This is a genomic window from Mycobacterium fragae (assembly GCF_002102185.1).
Classification (GTDB): domain Bacteria; phylum Actinomycetota; class Actinomycetes; order Mycobacteriales; family Mycobacteriaceae; genus Mycobacterium; species Mycobacterium fragae.
The window spans coordinates 1-15453 of record NZ_LQOW01000021.1 but is presented as its reverse complement, the minus strand read 5'-3'; the positions used below and the strand labels follow the sequence as shown (position 1 = coordinate 15453).

Here is a 15453-nt window from a genome sequence, read left to right as displayed (position 1 = left end):
AGGCGGGACGCCTACCCGGCTGTGCCCGCTTGTCACGCACCGCAGTAGTAGTTCCTTGCGGGGCCGCTGGCGTTGGAGTTGCAGAACGGGAAGCCCTGGTCCCCGCCGGCGATTGTCAACTCGAGTCCCTGACCCCCGCCGACGAGCTTGATGCTTACCGGACCACCTGTGGGCGACTTGGGATTTGAGGATGCGGTGATGGTCCCGGTCGCGGTGTCGCCCGAGACCTGCGTCAATAAGAAGTCGACGGTTCCTGTCACGCCACACCCAGCCATAGGGGCGTCCGGGCAAGTCGATCGGTCGCTGTAGGTCTCGCGACCGTGGCCGTCTGACTGGATGGTGAGACTCTCCTCGTGCGCGTGCCACGAGCCGACGAATCGGCCTAACGCCGCCGGCGGTGGCGCGGGTTGTGCGGGTCGCGGGGGTTGCGTGGGTTGGCCCGAAGGCGACGCGGGCTGTGCCGTTGGTGTTTGGGATGGCGGTGAGTGCCGCACCAGGAGGTAGCTGGTGACGCCCGCCCCGGCTGCCAGGAGCGCGACGGCCGCGACGTACACGGCGATTTGTGAAGTCCGGCGTCGGGGCCGTTGCGTCGGTGGGATCGGCTCGTCCGGTGGCCGCTCATCGGGTGAGGAGGCATCGGGGATCTGCTTGTGCCATTGCTCGCCGTCCCAATACATCAGGCCGGGCTTGCCGCTGGGGTCCGGGTACCAGTCCGGGGCCGGTGGGTGAGTCGTCATCTTCTTTCTCCCTCGGACGATGCCTAGAGGTGGTTGAAGTCTTGCCCCGCACGCTTGCAGAATTCTTGGCGCGGATCGTAACGCCAAGGGACTCGGCGTCAGGCCAGATCTCGCCGACGGCAGGATGAAGGCATGCAACTGCTCCTGGTCCGGCATGCCTTGCCGCTGCGCAGCGAACCTGGCCAGGGATCCGACCCGGACCTGTCCGAGGAAGGTTTCAAGCAGGTCGCGCGGTTACCCGACGCGCTGGCCAGGTTTCCGATCTCCCGGGTGGTGAGCAGCCCGCAGCGGCGCGCCATCCAGACCGCCGAGCCTGTCGCCGCGGCGCGCGAGCTGCCGGTCGAAATCGACGACCGCTTCGCCGAATACGACCGCGACCTGCCCGTCTACATCCCGATCGAGCACATCCGCGACGAGAACCCGCACGAGTGGGCCCGAATGGCGGAAGGTCATCTACCCAGCTCGGTCGACGAACAGGCGTTTCGCGCCCGGATAGCGGCGGCGGTCGACGACGTCGTCACCGCGGCCGATCACGAGGACACTGTGGCGGTGTTCAGCCACGGCGGCGTGATCAACGTGATGCTGCACGAGATTCTGGGAACCAAGCGGTTGCTGTCGTTCCCCATCGACTACGTGTCGGTGACGCGACTGCTGTTCTCCCGGTCCGGCCAAGCGACCGTGGTGACGGTAAACGGCACCGAGCACGTCTGGGACCTGCTGCCCCGCAATCAGCGATGGTAGACAAGTCCGGTGACTTCCTCGCCGCTTGACGGGCTCGATCTGGCCGCGCTGGACGAGTATCTGCGTTGCGCCGGCGTCGGCCGTGACGGCGAGCTGCACGCACAGCTGATCTCGGGCGGCCGCTCCAACCTGACCTTCCTGGTCCACGACGACTCGTCGAAGTGGGTGCTGCGCCGACCGCCGCTGCATGGACTGACGCCCTCGGCGCACGACATGGTCCGCGAGTACCGCGTGGTCGCCGCCCTCGCCGACACCGCGGTTCCGGTGGCCCGCGCGGTCGCGCTGTGTAACGACGAGTCCGTGATCGGCGCGCCGTTCCAAATCGTCGAATACGTTGCGGGGCAGGTGGTGCGCAGCCGCACCGAACTTGAGGCGTTGGGCGACGAGCACATCATCGACGGCTGTGTGGACGCGCTGATCCAGGTGCTGGCGGACCTGCACGCCGTCGACCCGAGCGCGGTCGGACTCGACGACTTCGGCAAGCCGAGCGGGTATCTGGAACGCCAGGTCCGTCGGTGGGGCTCACAGTGGGAGCTTGTGCGGTTGCCCGACGACGACCGCGACGCCGACGTTCAACGGCTGCATTCGGCTCTGGGCCAATCGATTCCGCAGCAGAGCCGCACGTCGATCGTCCACGGCGATTACCGGATCGACAACACCATCCTGGACGCGCGGGACCCCAGTCGGGTGCGCGCCGTGGTGGACTGGGAACTCTCCACGCTCGGAGATCCGCTCAGCGACGCGGCGTTGATGTGCGTGTACCGCGATCCGTCGCTGGATCTGATCCTCAACGCGCAGGCCGCCTGGACGTCGCCGATGTTGCCGGTCGCCGACGAACTTGCGCACCGCTACTCGCTGGTTTCCGGACAGCCGTTGGCGCACTGGGACTTCTACATGTCGCTGGCCTACTTCAAGTTGGCGATCATCGCCGCCGGGATCGATTTCCGCAGCCGCGTGTCGGGTTCCGCGGATATCGACGCCGCCGACCGGGTGGGGGACACGGTGGCGCCGCTGATCGCCCGTGGGCTGGCCCAGCTGCAGACGTCGGGCTAGGCGCTTACCGCGCGCCGAGGTTTCTCTTTGCGGCGCGACGCAACTGGAACATCCGGGCGGTGCCGACGGCCACGGTGATCAGACCGCCGCAGACCGCCGCCAGCAGGATCGCCACCCCTAACGGCAGGCTCCAGTCCCAGCCGAGGAAGTTGAACTCCGCCGACGTGGTGTTCTGGGTGATGAAGATCAGCAGCACGATGAGAACCAGGAAGCCCCCGGTCAGAGCCGTCCATACGCCTGCGGTGCGGGTGAACTTAACCGCGGGTTCGCGCGGTGCCGCGCCGGTGCCGCCAGTCGGCGCAGGTGTTGCACGAGGCTGATCGGGAGAGACCGACGGATCGCTACTCATGGTCCCATCTTCTACCCACTCACCCGCGAAAGAAACCGAATCGCACTGAAACGTGGGGAAAAAAGGCCGGTGCCTGAGCCGACGGGAGTGCCTGGCGATAGTGTCGCTGGTATGAGCATGCTGCGGCGCCGCGCGGCGGTGTTGCTAGCGGCGGTCTGCCTTATCGCGGCCTGCAGCAGTCCCAATCCGCTCGGCGGCGCCATGTGCGGCGACATGAAATCCATCGTGGTCGGGTCCGCCGACTTTCCGGAGTCGAAAATCGTCGCCGAGATCTACGCACAGGCCTTGCAGACCAACGGTTTCAGCATCGGGCGACGGTTGGGAATCGGCAGCCGAGAGACGTATGTCCCGGCGCTGAAGGACCATTCGATCGACCTGGTGCCCGAATACATCGGCAACCTGCTGCTCTACTTTCAGCCGGACGCGACCGTGACCATGCTCGACGCCGTCGAGTTGGAGCTCTACAAACGGCTGCCCGGTGACTTGTCCATTCTCACGCCGTCACCCGCGTCGGACACCGACACGGTCACGGTCACCGCCGAAACCGCGGCGAACTGGAATCTCAAGACGATCGCCGACCTGGCCGCACATTCACCGGAGGTGAAGTTGGCTGCGCCATCGGCCTTCGACAGCCGACCCGCAGGCCTATTGGGGCTCCGGCAGAAGTACGGGCTCGACATCCGTCCGGGTAACTTCGTCGCGATCAGCGACGGCGGCGGCGCGGTAACCGTCCGGGCACTGGTAGACGGGACGGTGAACGCCGCCAACATCTTCAGCACGTCGCCGGCCATCCCAATGAACCATCTGGTGGTACTCGAGGACCCCGAGCACAACTTCTTGGCGGGAAACATTGTGCCGCTGGTGAATTCGCAAAAGAAATCGGATCGACTCAAAGAGGTGCTGGATGCGGTGTCTGCGAAGCTCACCACGTTCGGCTTGGCCGATCTCAACGCCGCGGTGTCCGGGAACTCCGGTATCGACCCCGATCAAGCCGCACGAAACTGGGTGCGGGACAACGGCTTCAACCATCCGATCAAGCAATGATCAGCTTTGAGAACGTCAGCAAGGTCTATCCCGACGGCACCGTCGCCGTCGACAGCCTGACCCTGGAAGTACCGCCGGGCACTCTGACCGTCTTCGTCGGTCCCTCCGGCTGCGGCAAGACGACGTCAATGCGAATGATCAACCGGATGGTCGAGCCGACGTCGGGCACCGTCATGGTCGACGGCGCCGACGTGTCGACCGTCGATCCGGTGAAGCTGCGCCTCGGCATCGGTTACGTCATCCAGGGCGCCGGCCTGATGCCCCACCAGCGGGTGATCGACAACGTCGCGACAGTACCGGTGCTCAAAGGCCAGTCTCGCAGGGCGGCACGCAAAGCCGCCTACCAGGTGCTGGAGCGGGTGGGCCTGGACGCCAAGTTGGCGAGCCGCTATCCCGCCCAACTCTCCGGTGGAGAGCAGCAGCGTGTCGGCGTCGCACGGGCGCTGGCGGCCGACCCTCCCATTTTGTTGATGGACGAGCCGTTTTCGGCGGTCGACCCGATAGTCCGGCGCGAGCTCCAGCGCGAAATAGTCCGGCTCCAAAACGAATTGCACAAGACCATCGTGTTCGTCACCCATGACATCGATGAGGCGGTCCGGCTCGCCGACTACATAGCTGTGTTCGGCCCGGGTGGTTCGCTGCAGCAGTGCGACGAACCCGCCCGGCTTCTGTCACGCCCGGCCAACGATTTCGTGTCGAGCTTCATCGGACTTGGCCGCGGCTACCGATGGCTGCAGCGGTTGGATGCGGATGGGCTGCCGTTGCATGACATTCCACAGATCACCGAGTCCGAAGTCGGGTCCGCGCAACTGCAGGATGGATGGGCGCTGGTGGTCCATGGCGACGGCACGCCGCTGGGATGGATCGATGCGGCTGGAATGCGGTTGCACCGGGGCGGCGCATCGCTGTCCGACGCGGTGACCGCCGTCGGTTCCGTGTTCCACGCGGACGGCAACCTCAGCCAGGCACTGGATGCCGCGCTGGCCTCGCCGTCGATGCTGGGGGTGGCGGTCGACGGGTCAGGCAAGGTCATCGGTGGCGTACTGGCTGCCGACGTGTTGGCCGCGGTGGAATCCAGACGGCAGGATTAGCGTGCACTACCTCCTTTCTCACCGCGAAACGGCGTGGACGCTGACAGTGATTCACCTCCGACTGTCGTTGGTGCCGGTGCTGATCGGCCTGGCGATCGCATTGCCGTGGGGTGTGCTGGCGCGACGCAGAACCACACTGCGTCGGCTCACGACGGTGACAGCCAGTGTCGTCTTCACGATCCCGTCGCTGGCGCTGTTCGTGGTATTGCCGCTACTCATCGGAACCCGGATCCTCGACGAGGCCAATGTCATCGTGGCGTTGACCCTCTACAGCACGGCGCTATTGGTCCGCGCGGTATTCGATGCGTTGGACGCGGTGCCGGCGCAGGTACGTGACGCCGCCGCCGCAGTGGGCTACCGGCCGATCACCCGGATACTCAAAGTCGAGCTGCCACTGTCGATTCCAGTTCTGGTTGCCGGACTGCGCGTTGTCGTGGTGACCAATATCTCGATGGTCGCGGTCGGCGCGGTGATCGGCATCGGCGGTCTGGGTACCTGGTTCACCGAGGGTTACCAGTCGAACAAGAGCGATGAGATCGTCGCCGGGATCATCGCCATCTTTGTGCTTGCGGTAGTCATCGACATGCTGATCATGGCAGCCGGCCGGCTCGCCACACCCTGGGAGCGTGTGTCGCGCACCGGCCGTCGGCTGCTGAGGGCTCCGGTGGTGGGCGGCGCGCGATGAGCTTTATCGGACAGGCGCTGTCCTACCTCTTCACCGCCGACAACTGGTTCGGCCCCGTCGGGCTGGGGGCCCGCACCTTGGAGCATCTCGAGTACACGGCGCTGGCGGTGGCGGCGTCGGCACTGCTCGCTGTCCCGGTTGGCCTGATCATCGGCCACACCGGCCGCGGGACGCTGGTGGTGGTGAGCGCGGTCAACGCGCTGCGGGCGCTCCCGACGCTGGGCGTGCTGCTGTTGGCGGTGCTGCTGTGGGGCTTGGGACTGGTGCCACCGATTGTGGCGCTGATGCTGCTGGGCATTCCACCGCTGCTGGCCGGAACGTATGCGGGCATCTCCGCTGTCGACCGGGTGGTCGTCGACTCCGCCCGCTCGATGGGCATGAGCGAGCTCCGAGTGCTGCTGCGCGTCGAGGTGCCGAACGCGCTGCCGTTGATCCTCGGCGGGTTGCGCACCGCGACGCTGCAAGTGGTCGCCACCGCGACAGTGGCCGCGTACGCCAGCCTTGGCGGCCTGGGCCGCTACCTGATCGACGGGATCAAGGTCCGCCAGTTTCACATCGCGCTGGTCGGCGCGCTGATGGTGGCCGCGCTGGCGTTGATCCTCGACGGCGCGCTGGCGTTCGCAGTCTGGGCGTCGGTCCCCGGCACCGGCCGGCTGCGTCGTAAGCCGGCGACGACCGGGCCTCGAAACCATCCGCGCCGTCGCCTACCGTAGACGCGTGAGCCCAGCCCCTACGGACGCGACGCCGAGCTCCTGGTCGGCGATATTGACCTGGCGCGCACCCGATGCCTCGCGCATGGAATCGGTGCGAGTGCAGTTGTCCGGCAAGCGGATCAAGGCCAACGGCCGCATCGTCGCGGCAGCCGCCGAGACCCACCCGGCGTTCGGCGCCTACTACGACTTGCAGACCGATGAGACCGGCGCAACCAAGCGACTCGGGATGACCGTCACATTGGCCGAGCGTGAACGCCAGCTCTCCGTCGCCCGCGACGAGGAGAACATGTGGCTGGTCACCGACCACCGCGGGGAGTCCCGGGCCGCCTTCGACGGTGCGCTCGACGTCGATGTGGTTTTCAGCCCGTTCTTCAACGCGTTGCCGATCCGCCGCTGCGGCCTGATCGAAGGGCCGGGGTCGATCACGGTGCCGACGATTTACGTGACGCTGCCGGATCTCTCCGTCGACTCGGCAATGGTCAGCTACAGCAGCGCGGCCCCGGCGAGTGCGGAGAAGATCAAGGTGCGTTCGCCGGTGTCTGACACCACGCTCACCGTCGACACCGATGGGTTCATCGTGGACTATCCAGGCTTGGCAGAGCGGATCTGATCACTCCGCCGGCCCGGCCCTGCGCGGCCAGCTCCTCGCGCCAATTGTCGGCGCCGATGAACACCGTGACGATTTCCGGCCGCGCGAAGCTGTCATAACGGGTGCGGGCCGCGTGCCCGGCCTCGGCGAGCTCGGCCACGGAGTTGTTGTGCGCCAATGACTCCCGGGCATTAGTCAGCAATTCGATGGCCCGGTCCACCGTCGGCAGCAGTTGGCCGGCGTTGGCTTCGCACATGGCTCGCACCAGGTCTGGCGCGCTGCCCGCCACCCGCGTGCCGTCGCGGAACGATCCCGCGGCCAGGGCGAAGGCCAACGGAACTTCGGACGCGGTGACGGCCAGCGCCTCGGCGAGCAGATGGGGCAGATGCGAGATGGCAGCCGCGGCTGCGTCGTGCTCGTCGGATCGGGCCGGTACCACGACCGAGCCGCAGTCCAGCGCCAGCGTCATCACCATCGACCAGACTTGCGGGTCCACATGGTCGTCGACGCTGATAACCCATGGGGCACCGGTGAACAGCCGGGCATGGCCGGCGGCCCACCCCGAGTGGGCGGTGCCCGTCATCGGATGGCCCCCGACGAAGCCGGGCACGAGACCGGCGGCGGTCACCTCGTCGAGGACCGCGCTTTTGACGCTGGTGACGTCGGTCAGCGGGCAGTCGGGGGCCGATTCGCGGATGTGGGTGAGCAGCAGAGGCAACGCCGGCATGGGCACGGCGAGAACGATCAGCGCCCTGGCATCGGCGGCGCGGGTCAGCGCCTCGCTCAGGTCGGTGGTGGCGTCGAACCCGTCGAACCGGGCCGCCTGCACCCCCTCCACCGACCGGTTGTAGCCGAAGACCTGGTATCCGGCCGCGGTGGCCGCCCGCATGATCGAGCCGCCGATGAGCCCGAGGCCCAGCACGCACACCGGTGTCTTGGAAACAGTCCCAGCCACCCTCCAAGGTTGGCACATCCAGCGGGGAGCGTCGCTGCCGGTAGGCGACGTCGATTCGCTGGTCAATGGGCTGGTCAGGGACTAGCCTAGGCGGCCATGGGAGCACAGCGGGCCTCCGCGCAGGCCGACACCCCCGAGGGGTTCGGGGTTGCCGTCGTGCGCGAAGACGGCAAGTGGCTCTGCGCTCCGATGCGGCGTAAGGCGCTGACCAGTTTGGCTGCCGCTGAGACCGAATTGCGCGAATTGCGCAGCGCCGGCGCGGTTTTCGGCTTGCTCGATGTCGACGATGAGTTCTTCGTCATCGTGCGGCCGGGGCCGGCGGGAACCAGGCTGCTGCTCTCGGACGCGACGGCTGCGCTCGACTACGACATCGCCGCCGAAGTGCTGGACAACCTCGACGCCGACATCGAGCCGGAAGACCTCGAAGACGCCGAACCGTTCGAGGAGGGTGATCTCGGGTTGCTGTCCGATGTCGGGCTGCCCGAGGCGGTGCTGGGCGTCATCCTCGATGAGACCGATCTGTACGCCGACGAGCAGCTGGGCCGCATCGCCCGCGAGATGGGTTTCGCCGATGAACTTTCGGCGGTGCTCGACCGTCTCGGTCGGTGATCGCCGACGAAGACCTGATTCGCGCCGCGCTCGCGGTTGCTGCTACGGCGGGCCCGCGCGACGTGCCGGTGGGGGCGGTGGTCGTCGGCGCCGACGGAACCGAGCTGGCCCGCGCGGTGAATGCCCGTGAGGCACTTGGTGATCCGACCGCGCACGCGGAGATCCTGGCGATGCGGGCCGCGGCCCGCGCCCTCGGTGACGGATGGCGACTGTCGGGAGCGACCCTGGCGGTCACCGTCGAGCCCTGCACGATGTGCGCTGGCGCGTTGGTGCTGGCCCGGGTCGAGCGGCTGGTGTTCGGGGCCTGGGAGCCCAAAACCGGCGCGGTCGGGTCACTGTGGGACGTGGTGCGTGACCGCAGGCTCAACCACCGGCCGGAGGTCCGCGGTGGGGTACTGGCCGACGAGTGCGCCGCGCTGTTGGAGGAATTCTTCGCCCGCCAGCGATTGGGGTGAGCCCCGCAGCGTTCGGTAAGCTGTCCGGCGGTGGCGTGTCCGAGCGGCCTAAGGAGCACGCCTCGAAAGCGTGTGACGGGTAACCCCCGTCCGAGGGTTCAAATCCCTCCGCCACCGCCATAACCACTCCCCTATATGCCCAGCTGAACGGCGCTATCTCGGTTGGCTGCGACCCGTGTTGCCCACGGTTTGCCCACATTTTGCCCAAACCCCCCGTCACGGGTCGGCGGTAGGTTTCTGTCCATGGCTGAGGTCGTTTCATACGAGACCGCGGGGGCAAGCGCTACCGGGTGCGCTACCGCACTCCTCATCGCCGGCAGACGGACAAACGCGGATTCAAGACCAAGCGTGAGGCCGACGCGTTCGGCGCTGAGGTAGAGGTCTCCAAGATGCGTGGCGATTGGGAGGACTCATTGAACCGTATTTCCACCCGCTGCCAGGTCTGCGGCGAACCGCTGCGCAATGAACGGGCTACGACCAACGACCAAGCGATGGGAGGCAAAACAGGGTGAACACGACACCAACCCATCCCTGGCAACGCGGCACCAACGCAGAACACCAATCGACTGCTGCGCCAATACCTGCATAAAACCGCGGATCTGGGCAGCCTCACCCAGGATCAACTCGACTCCGTCGCAGCGAAGCTCAATCACCGCCCCCGGCGGGTGCTGGGCTGGATCACCCCAGCCGAAGCGTTCGACAGGGTCCAGCAGGCAGCGCGGCTTGGACTGCCGACGTGATGGGTCAGGGGTGACGCGCTGCTTCTTGGGCGAGTTGCACGCGCGAGGCGAGGCCGAGCTTGGTGTAGACGTGGGTGAGGTGGGTTTCCACGGTCCGGGGTGAGATGAAGAGCCGGGTGGCGATGTCCTTATTGGCAAGTCCCTCGCTGAGCAGTCGGACCACCGCGCGCTCGGTTGGAGTGAGCGAGCCCCAGCCGCTCGTCGGGCGTTTTCGTTCGCCGCGACCGCGCTGGACGTACGCGATCGCTTCCTCGGTGGAGAGGGCGGTGCCCTCAGCCCATGCGCTTTGCAACTCCTCGTCGCCCATCGCGTCACGAAGCGCCGCCGCCGAGGCTTCGTAGCCGGCGTCGTGAACCTTGAAGCGGACCGCGCCCATGTGCTGCCGGGCGGCATGTGCCGCGCCGAAGAGCCGGGCGGCTTCGCGGTGACTGCCGGCGTCGCCGGCCAGAGCGGCGAGGCACTCCAAAGTGTCAGAAATGCCCAGGTAAGCACCAACTTCGGCGGCACATGCGAGCGCCTCGTGGGCGTCGCGTTCAGCCTGGTCCGGTTCGCCCTGCGCGATCGCCACCCGGGTGCGCGCAGTCAACGCCAACATGAGGGACCAACCGGTTGCGGTCGTCACAGCGTCGTCGGCCCAGCGGCGGGCCGCGAGCAGATCCCCGCCCGCCAGCACGGCCTGCGCACTCAAGGCGTGATGCGTCGCCGCCAACACGGGCACAACACTCAGATGCTGCCAGGCCGACTCCATCGCTTCCAGCGCCGCCGCAGGATCGCCGGCGGCCAAGGCCGCGCCGCCCAGCGCGAGGTAGGCGAGGCCCGCGGCGATCCCGCCAAGCTCGCCGGCGGCGTCGAGGGCCGCGTCGGCCACGGCCCGGGCCGCACAAGTGTCACCCTGGTATGCCAGTGCGATGCCCTGAAACGCAAGGCCATACGCCTCAAAGAACCCATCGTGGGCCACCTCGGCCCCGGCGGCCACCGAGTCGAACTGTGCGGCGGCTCTGGCCAGATCGCCCTGGAATAGCTGTGCCATTCCGAGGCACCAGCGGCACTGGCGCGAGGTCCACCAGTCACCGATCGCATCGGCGAGGTCGCATCCTTCTTGGCCGGCCGCGCGCGCCGCGATCGGGTTCCCCACAAAGATCGCCGCGCGCGCCTGGCAGGCGAGGATCTGGCTGAGCCTCCACCGGTCGCCCAGTGCGCGAGCGAGGCCGAGCGCCTCGGCGAAGTACGGCCCCGCCACCTCGGCCTTTTGGACAATGGCGGTATAGCCGCAGGCGGTCAGAGCGCGCGCCAGCACGGCCGGGTCATCGACGTCGCGGGCGATCGCCAGGGCCTGCTGAGCCTGATGCAGGCTGTCCGCGGCGCCCACCCAGTTGGCGAGCATGGCCCGGTCGGCGAGCGCCCGAGCACGCACCGCAGGCGCCACTTCGGGGTGGCGCGTGTCGAGGTCGGCGAGAGCGGTGTCGAACCACACCAGCCCTTCCCGCAGGCGTCCCCGCGCTTGCCACAGTGGCTGCAGCGACGAGGCCAGCGCCAACGCCGGCTCGACATCGGAGGTTTCGCGGCTCCACCCGAACGCGGCGCGCAGGTTGTCAATCTCGGTCTCGGCCTGCTCGAGACGCCGCTCATAGTCGGCGCGCCCCGGGGTGTCGAGCAGGGCCGCCAGCGCCGTGTAGTAATCGCGGTGACGCGCCCGCACGGCGTTGGCCTCGCCGGACTCCCGGAGTTTTTCCAGCGCGTACTGGCGCACCGTCTCGAGTAACCCGTATCGCATACGGCCGGCGGTGTCTTCGGTGACCACCAGCGACTTGTCGACCAGCAGCGTGAGCTGGTCTAGGACCTGGTAGCGCTCCACATCACTACCGCCGGCGACCGCTTGCGCGGCTTCCAAATCGGACCCACCCAGAAACACCGCCAGCCGACGAAACAAGACCCGCTCGGGCTCGGTCAACAGCGCATGCGACCAGTCCACCGAGGCACGCAACGTCTGCTGACGGCGCACCGCGGTGCGCGACCCACCGGTCAACAGCCGGAAACGGTCACGCAAACCCTCGAGAATGTCGGCTAGCGATAGGGCGCGCACCCGCGCCGCCGCCAACTCGATTGCTAGCGGCATCCCGTCCAGGCGCCGGCAGATCTCGGCCACGGCCGCGGCGTTGTCGTCAGTCACGGTGAAGCCGGTCTGGGCCAGGCGGGCGCGGTCGGCGAACAACTCGATGGCTGCATCGGCCACTGAGAGCGACGGCACCCGCCACGTCGCCTCGCCACTCACCGCGATCGGCTCACGACTCGTGGCCAGCACGGTCAACCCCGGCGCCCCACTCAGCAGAGCCACGGCCAACTCGGCGGTTGCGTCGAGCAGGTGTTCGCAGTTGTCCAGCACCACCAGCAGCTGGCGGCCGCGAACAAACCGCAGCAGCGTGTCCATCGTGGAGCGCCCGGGTTGGTCGGGCAGACCGAGCCCACGGGCCACCGCGACCGGTACCACGCCGGGATCGGTGATCGGCGCCAGATCCACATACCAAACACCGTCACCGAACTCGGGCGCGATATGCGCCGCGATCTCAACGGCGAGGCGGGTCTTGCCGGCGCCGCCGGCACCGGTCAGGGTCACCAGCCGGTTATCCGCCAGCAGCTGACGCACCTCGTGCATCTCTGCTTGGCGCCCAACGAAACTGGTGAGTTGCACCGGAAGATTATGTGCACCAACGCTTTTAGGGGTACGCAATGGCGGGAACTCGTTGCGCAGGTCGGGGTGGCATAGCTGCACCACCCGTTCCGGACGGGGCAGATCGCGCAGGGGGTGAGTCCCCAAATCGGTCAGCCAGGCGTCGGCCGGGAGACGGTCGACCACTATGTCCTCGGTGGCGCCCGACAGCACCGTCTGGCCGCCGTGGGCCAGGTCGCGCAGGCGTGCGGTCCGGTTGATGGTCGGACCGGCGTAGTTGCCCTCGTCGCGCAGCTGCACCTCGCCGGTATGCACCCCGATGCGCAGCCGGATCGGCGCGAGCGGCGCCAGCTGCAACTGCAGGGCAGCGGCCACCGAATCAGAAGCACGGGCAAACGCAGCGACAAAACTGTCGCCCTCACCCTGTTCGAGCGGTCTAACCCCGCCGTGGGCGGCGATGACTTCGGACACCGTGCGGTTCAGGCGTACGATCGCGGCGGCCATCTCGCGGGGTTGGGTCTCCCACAGTCGCGTGGAGCCCTCGACGTCTGCCAGAAGCAACGTCACCGTTCCCATCGGCAGCAATTCGGTCACACTCCGACCCCGGTCATCGGCACTGTTTTCGCACGTGACTCCACACTTTCGCTCATGCTAACCACCTCGGGCAGCCACACGTGGCCAAAACATCAGCTGGCGTAAGCCGCCAGCCACAGGGCAAATCTACGAGCCCAAACTCGCACATCTACGAGTACCTACCGATGTTCTGTGCCTCGCGAAATTGGACGCTCGAACGATGCGGCGCAGTGCCGTTACTGAAGCGTCTCTCCAGCAGGGAGCGAGGGTCACTGAGATGAGTCGACTAGGTGAGCGTGCGATCGTTCTGGGTGCGAGCATGGGCGGGCTGCTTACCGCGAGGGTGCTCGCCGATTACTTCAGGACCGTCACGGTTGTCGAGCGCGATGAGTTGCCCGACGATCCCGCTAACCGGCGCGGGGTACCGCAGGGTCGGCATGTTCATACTCTTCTGCCGCACGGGGCTCGGATCCTGGATGAGCTCTTCCCCGGGATTCTTAATGAGTTGGTCGCCGGCGGCGCTCCGGTTTGGGACGACGGGGACCTCTCCAAGCTCTACATCTCGCTTAACGGCCACGAGTTTCTGCGGTCAGGCAAGTTAGCCCTCGATCCCACACAGCCGATGGCGCTGTATATGCCGAGCAGGCCATTTCTGGAGTGCCATGTCCGGCGGCGCCTGCAGGCGATCGGGAACATGACGATCCACGGCGGCCAGGACGTGGCCGCGCTGACGTCGACGGCGGATCGCACACGCGTCACCGGTGCGCGAGTGATCGACCGCGGCGGCGGCGCCGAACGGGAGTTGACGGCCGACCTAGTCGTGGACGCCATGGGCCGCGCGGCCCACACACCGGCCTTCTTGGAAAGTCTGGGCTATGGGCGACCGGTTGAGGACCACATCGTCATGCACACGACCTATACCAGCCAGCTGCTGCGGATCCCGCCAGGCACTCTCAAGGAAATGATGTGCCTCATAAGCCCCGCGCCCGGCCGGCCTACTGGGATGTTTCTCTTCGGCTATGAAAACGACTCGTGGATATTCTCGGTCTGCGGGATGGTCGGGCATGAGCCGCCCCGCGATTTGGCCGGAATGCTGTCGTTCGCCGAGGAGTACGCCCCGGCGCACTTGCTGACGGCAGTGCGGGCCGGCGAGCCTATCGCCCCGGTGGTACAACACCGCATGCCATCCAGCCAATGGCGCCGCTATGACAAGATGCGCCGCTTCCCCGACGGCCTGCTGGTCAGCGGTGACGCCATCTGCAGTTTCAACCCGATCTATGGGCAAGGAATGTCGGTGGCCGCGTTGGACGCTGTGGCGCTGCGGGAGTCGTTGCGTCGAGGCGTTCCCGACCTGCCCCGACGCTACTTCCACGCCGCGGCGAAATCGATCGGTGTGGCCTGGCAGATCGCGGCTGGCTCTGACCTGGCTTTCCCAGAGGTGGAAGGACGACGGACCCCGTCGATGCGTGTTACCAACCGGCTGGTGGACTGGGTGCAGACCGCATCTGAGTCCGATGCCGTGGTCGGCGGCCAGTTCTTCAAGGTCTTCGCCCTCGTCGACCCCCCGTCCCGCCTGCTGCACCCCGCGTTCTTCTACCGAGTTGCGACCGCAAATCTGCGTCGCCGGCGACATGATTCGCGACCTCGACAAGCTGTAGCGGCCGACCCCGCTGATGGCGGTAGATTCTTACCAGAAATGGTGTCGGAGTAATCGCCTAGAACCGAAGCGGCCAGTTCACCGCGTGCGCCGTAGCGATTGCCCCTGGCCCGCCAAACAGCCCCCGCGTCGCCCGTCGCGGTCGTCGAGCCAGTTGAGGATTTCCACCTCGCTGGTTTCGGCCAGGTTCCAGTGGGTGAAGTCTGATTGCCAGCATTCGTTTGGTTGCTCGGCGGCGAAGCGGTGATAGGAGCTTTTTGGGCGTTTGCGTGGCTGGGGTGTGATCAGGCCGTGGTGGTGCAGGATGCGGCGGATGGTGGCTGTGGAGGGGACGGGCAGGCCTTGGTGAGCCAGGTGAGTTTGCAGAGTCAGTGGGCCGGCGTCCAGGCCTTCGGCGGTGAGCTTTTCGCGCAGCAGCACGACGGCGGCGATGACGTCATCGGGTACGGCGCGGCGGTTGCTGGCGGGGCGTCGGGAGCGTGGCTCGAGGCGTCGAGGCCACCGAGTTGGTAGCGCTTGAGGAGGCGGCAGATGTGTTGCCGCGAGATCCCGTAGGCCCGGGCTGCGGCCGTCACGGACAGGTGACCACTGCTGACTTCGAGAACGACCACACGCGCTTTGGATATGAACCATGACTGTCACCTATGACGCGACTCATCAGGGGTCGTTGCAGGTGTAACCCATGTCCGAGGGTTCAAATCCCTCCGCCACCGCCACTGTGATGTCTCAGGACATAGGAATAGCCCGAACCCTCGTTTAGGGTTCGGGTTTTCTTTTTGGTCTGCCGCTGGAGA

At 66.9% G+C, this 15453-nt stretch carries 16 protein-coding genes, 1 tRNA gene and 2 pseudogenes; 13 read left to right on the top strand and 6 right to left on the bottom strand.

Annotated elements, in window-relative coordinates:
* Window positions 1-32: 32 nt before the first annotated feature.
* Window positions 33-737, bottom strand: coding sequence for a DUF2510 domain-containing protein (locus AWC06_RS10410; RefSeq protein ID WP_139820006.1), 705 nt, complete (start codon window positions 735-737; stop codon window positions 33-35).
* A 132-nt stretch (window positions 738-869) separates the two neighbouring features.
* On the opposite strand from AWC06_RS10410, the gene AWC06_RS10405 reads away from it, so the two are divergent.
* Together AWC06_RS10405 and AWC06_RS10400 are read left to right on the top strand one after the other, a co-directional pair.
* The gene (locus AWC06_RS10405; protein WP_085197081.1) at window positions 870-1478 is read left to right on the top strand and encodes a histidine phosphatase family protein; all 609 of its coding nucleotides are present in this window, start codon (window positions 870-872) and stop codon (window positions 1476-1478) included.
* Window positions 1479-1487: 9 nt separating this feature from the next.
* Window positions 1488-2531 (top strand): phosphotransferase family protein, encoded by a 1044-nt coding sequence (locus tag AWC06_RS10400; RefSeq protein ID WP_085197080.1) that lies wholly within the window; start codon window positions 1488-1490, stop codon window positions 2529-2531.
* A gap of 4 nt (window positions 2532-2535) precedes the next feature.
* Here the strand turns inward: AWC06_RS10400 and AWC06_RS10395 are convergent, their stop codons facing one another.
* Window positions 2536-2880 (bottom strand): LapA family protein, encoded by a 345-nt coding sequence (locus AWC06_RS10395; RefSeq protein ID WP_085197078.1) that lies wholly within the window; start codon window positions 2878-2880, stop codon window positions 2536-2538.
* Window positions 2881-2991: 111 nt separating this feature from the next.
* Here AWC06_RS10395 and AWC06_RS10390 point away from each other — a divergent pair, with 111 nt between their 5' ends.
* The 5 genes from AWC06_RS10390 (at window position 2992) to AWC06_RS10370 (ending at window position 7023) form a co-directional block, all read left to right on the top strand.
* Complete coding sequence (locus tag AWC06_RS10390) at window positions 2992-3924, top strand: ABC transporter substrate-binding protein (protein WP_085197076.1); 933 nt, start codon at window positions 2992-2994, stop codon at window positions 3922-3924.
* Complete coding sequence (locus AWC06_RS10385; RefSeq protein ID WP_085197074.1) at window positions 3921-5015, top strand: ABC transporter ATP-binding protein; 1095 nt, start codon at window positions 3921-3923, stop codon at window positions 5013-5015. Before AWC06_RS10390 ends, AWC06_RS10385 begins: the two co-directional genes overlap by 4 nt.
* Before the next feature lies 1 nt (window position 5016).
* On the top strand, window positions 5017-5700 hold the full coding sequence (locus AWC06_RS10380) for an ABC transporter permease (protein WP_085197072.1): 684 nt from the start codon (window positions 5017-5019) through the stop codon (window positions 5698-5700).
* The gene (locus AWC06_RS10375) at window positions 5697-6413 is read left to right on the top strand and encodes an ABC transporter permease (RefSeq protein WP_085197070.1); all 717 of its coding nucleotides are present in this window, start codon (window positions 5697-5699) and stop codon (window positions 6411-6413) included. The genes AWC06_RS10380 and AWC06_RS10375 overlap by 4 nt, the downstream gene beginning before the upstream one ends.
* An 82-nt stretch (window positions 6414-6495) precedes the next feature.
* A complete protein-coding gene (locus tag AWC06_RS10370; RefSeq protein WP_264480371.1) occupies window positions 6496-7023 on the top strand; it encodes a putative glycolipid-binding domain-containing protein in 528 nt (175 codons plus the stop codon).
* On the opposite strand, the gene AWC06_RS10365 is transcribed toward AWC06_RS10370, so the two are convergent.
* Window positions 6986-7930, bottom strand: a complete 945-nt coding sequence (locus AWC06_RS10365) for a prephenate dehydrogenase (protein ID WP_244899070.1) — start codon at window positions 7928-7930, stop codon at window positions 6986-6988. The two genes, AWC06_RS10370 and AWC06_RS10365, sit on opposite strands and share 38 nt — an antisense overlap.
* A gap of 123 nt (window positions 7931-8053) precedes the next feature.
* Here AWC06_RS10365 and AWC06_RS10360 point away from each other — a divergent pair, with 123 nt between their 5' ends.
* The 5 genes and pseudogenes from AWC06_RS10360 to AWC06_RS23605 all read left to right on the top strand — a co-directional run.
* Window positions 8054-8566, top strand: coding sequence for a tRNA adenosine deaminase-associated protein (locus AWC06_RS10360; protein WP_085197066.1), 513 nt, complete (start codon window positions 8054-8056; stop codon window positions 8564-8566).
* A complete protein-coding gene (locus AWC06_RS10355) occupies window positions 8563-9021 on the top strand; it encodes a nucleoside deaminase (protein WP_085197064.1) in 459 nt (152 codons plus the stop codon). The genes AWC06_RS10360 and AWC06_RS10355 overlap by 4 nt, the downstream gene beginning before the upstream one ends.
* A 29-nt stretch (window positions 9022-9050) precedes the next feature.
* A tRNA-Ser gene (locus AWC06_RS10350) sits at window positions 9051-9141 on the top strand.
* Window positions 9142-9264: 123 nt separating this feature from the next.
* A pseudogene (locus AWC06_RS24050) lies at window positions 9265-9425 on the top strand (Arm DNA-binding domain-containing protein); the annotation flags it as partial.
* Between the two features lie 116 nt (window positions 9426-9541).
* Window positions 9542-9761, top strand: a pseudogene (locus AWC06_RS23605) (transposase); the annotation flags it as partial.
* Window positions 9762-9765: 4 nt separating this feature from the next.
* On the opposite strand, the gene AWC06_RS10340 reads toward AWC06_RS23605, so the two are convergent.
* Window positions 9766-13023 (bottom strand): LuxR family transcriptional regulator, encoded by a 3258-nt coding sequence (locus AWC06_RS10340; RefSeq protein WP_085197059.1) that lies wholly within the window; start codon window positions 13021-13023, stop codon window positions 9766-9768.
* A gap of 256 nt (window positions 13024-13279) precedes the next feature.
* Here AWC06_RS10340 and AWC06_RS10335 point away from each other — a divergent pair, with 256 nt between their 5' ends.
* Window positions 13280-14713, top strand: coding sequence for an FAD-dependent oxidoreductase (locus AWC06_RS10335; RefSeq protein WP_085197128.1), 1434 nt, complete (start codon window positions 13280-13282; stop codon window positions 14711-14713).
* Window positions 14714-14737: 24 nt separating this feature from the next.
* Here the strand turns inward: AWC06_RS10335 and AWC06_RS23400 are convergent, their stop codons facing one another.
* Together AWC06_RS23400 and AWC06_RS23955 are read right to left on the bottom strand one after the other, a co-directional pair.
* On the bottom strand, window positions 14738-15079 hold the full coding sequence (locus tag AWC06_RS23400; RefSeq protein ID WP_211281943.1) for a hypothetical protein: 342 nt from the start codon (window positions 15077-15079) through the stop codon (window positions 14738-14740).
* Entirely contained in the window at window positions 15028-15270 is a 243-nt protein-coding gene (locus AWC06_RS23955) for a helix-turn-helix domain-containing protein (RefSeq protein WP_227371156.1), read from the bottom strand. Before AWC06_RS23955 ends, AWC06_RS23400 begins: the two co-directional genes overlap by 52 nt.
* Window positions 15271-15453: the final 183 nt, after the last annotated feature.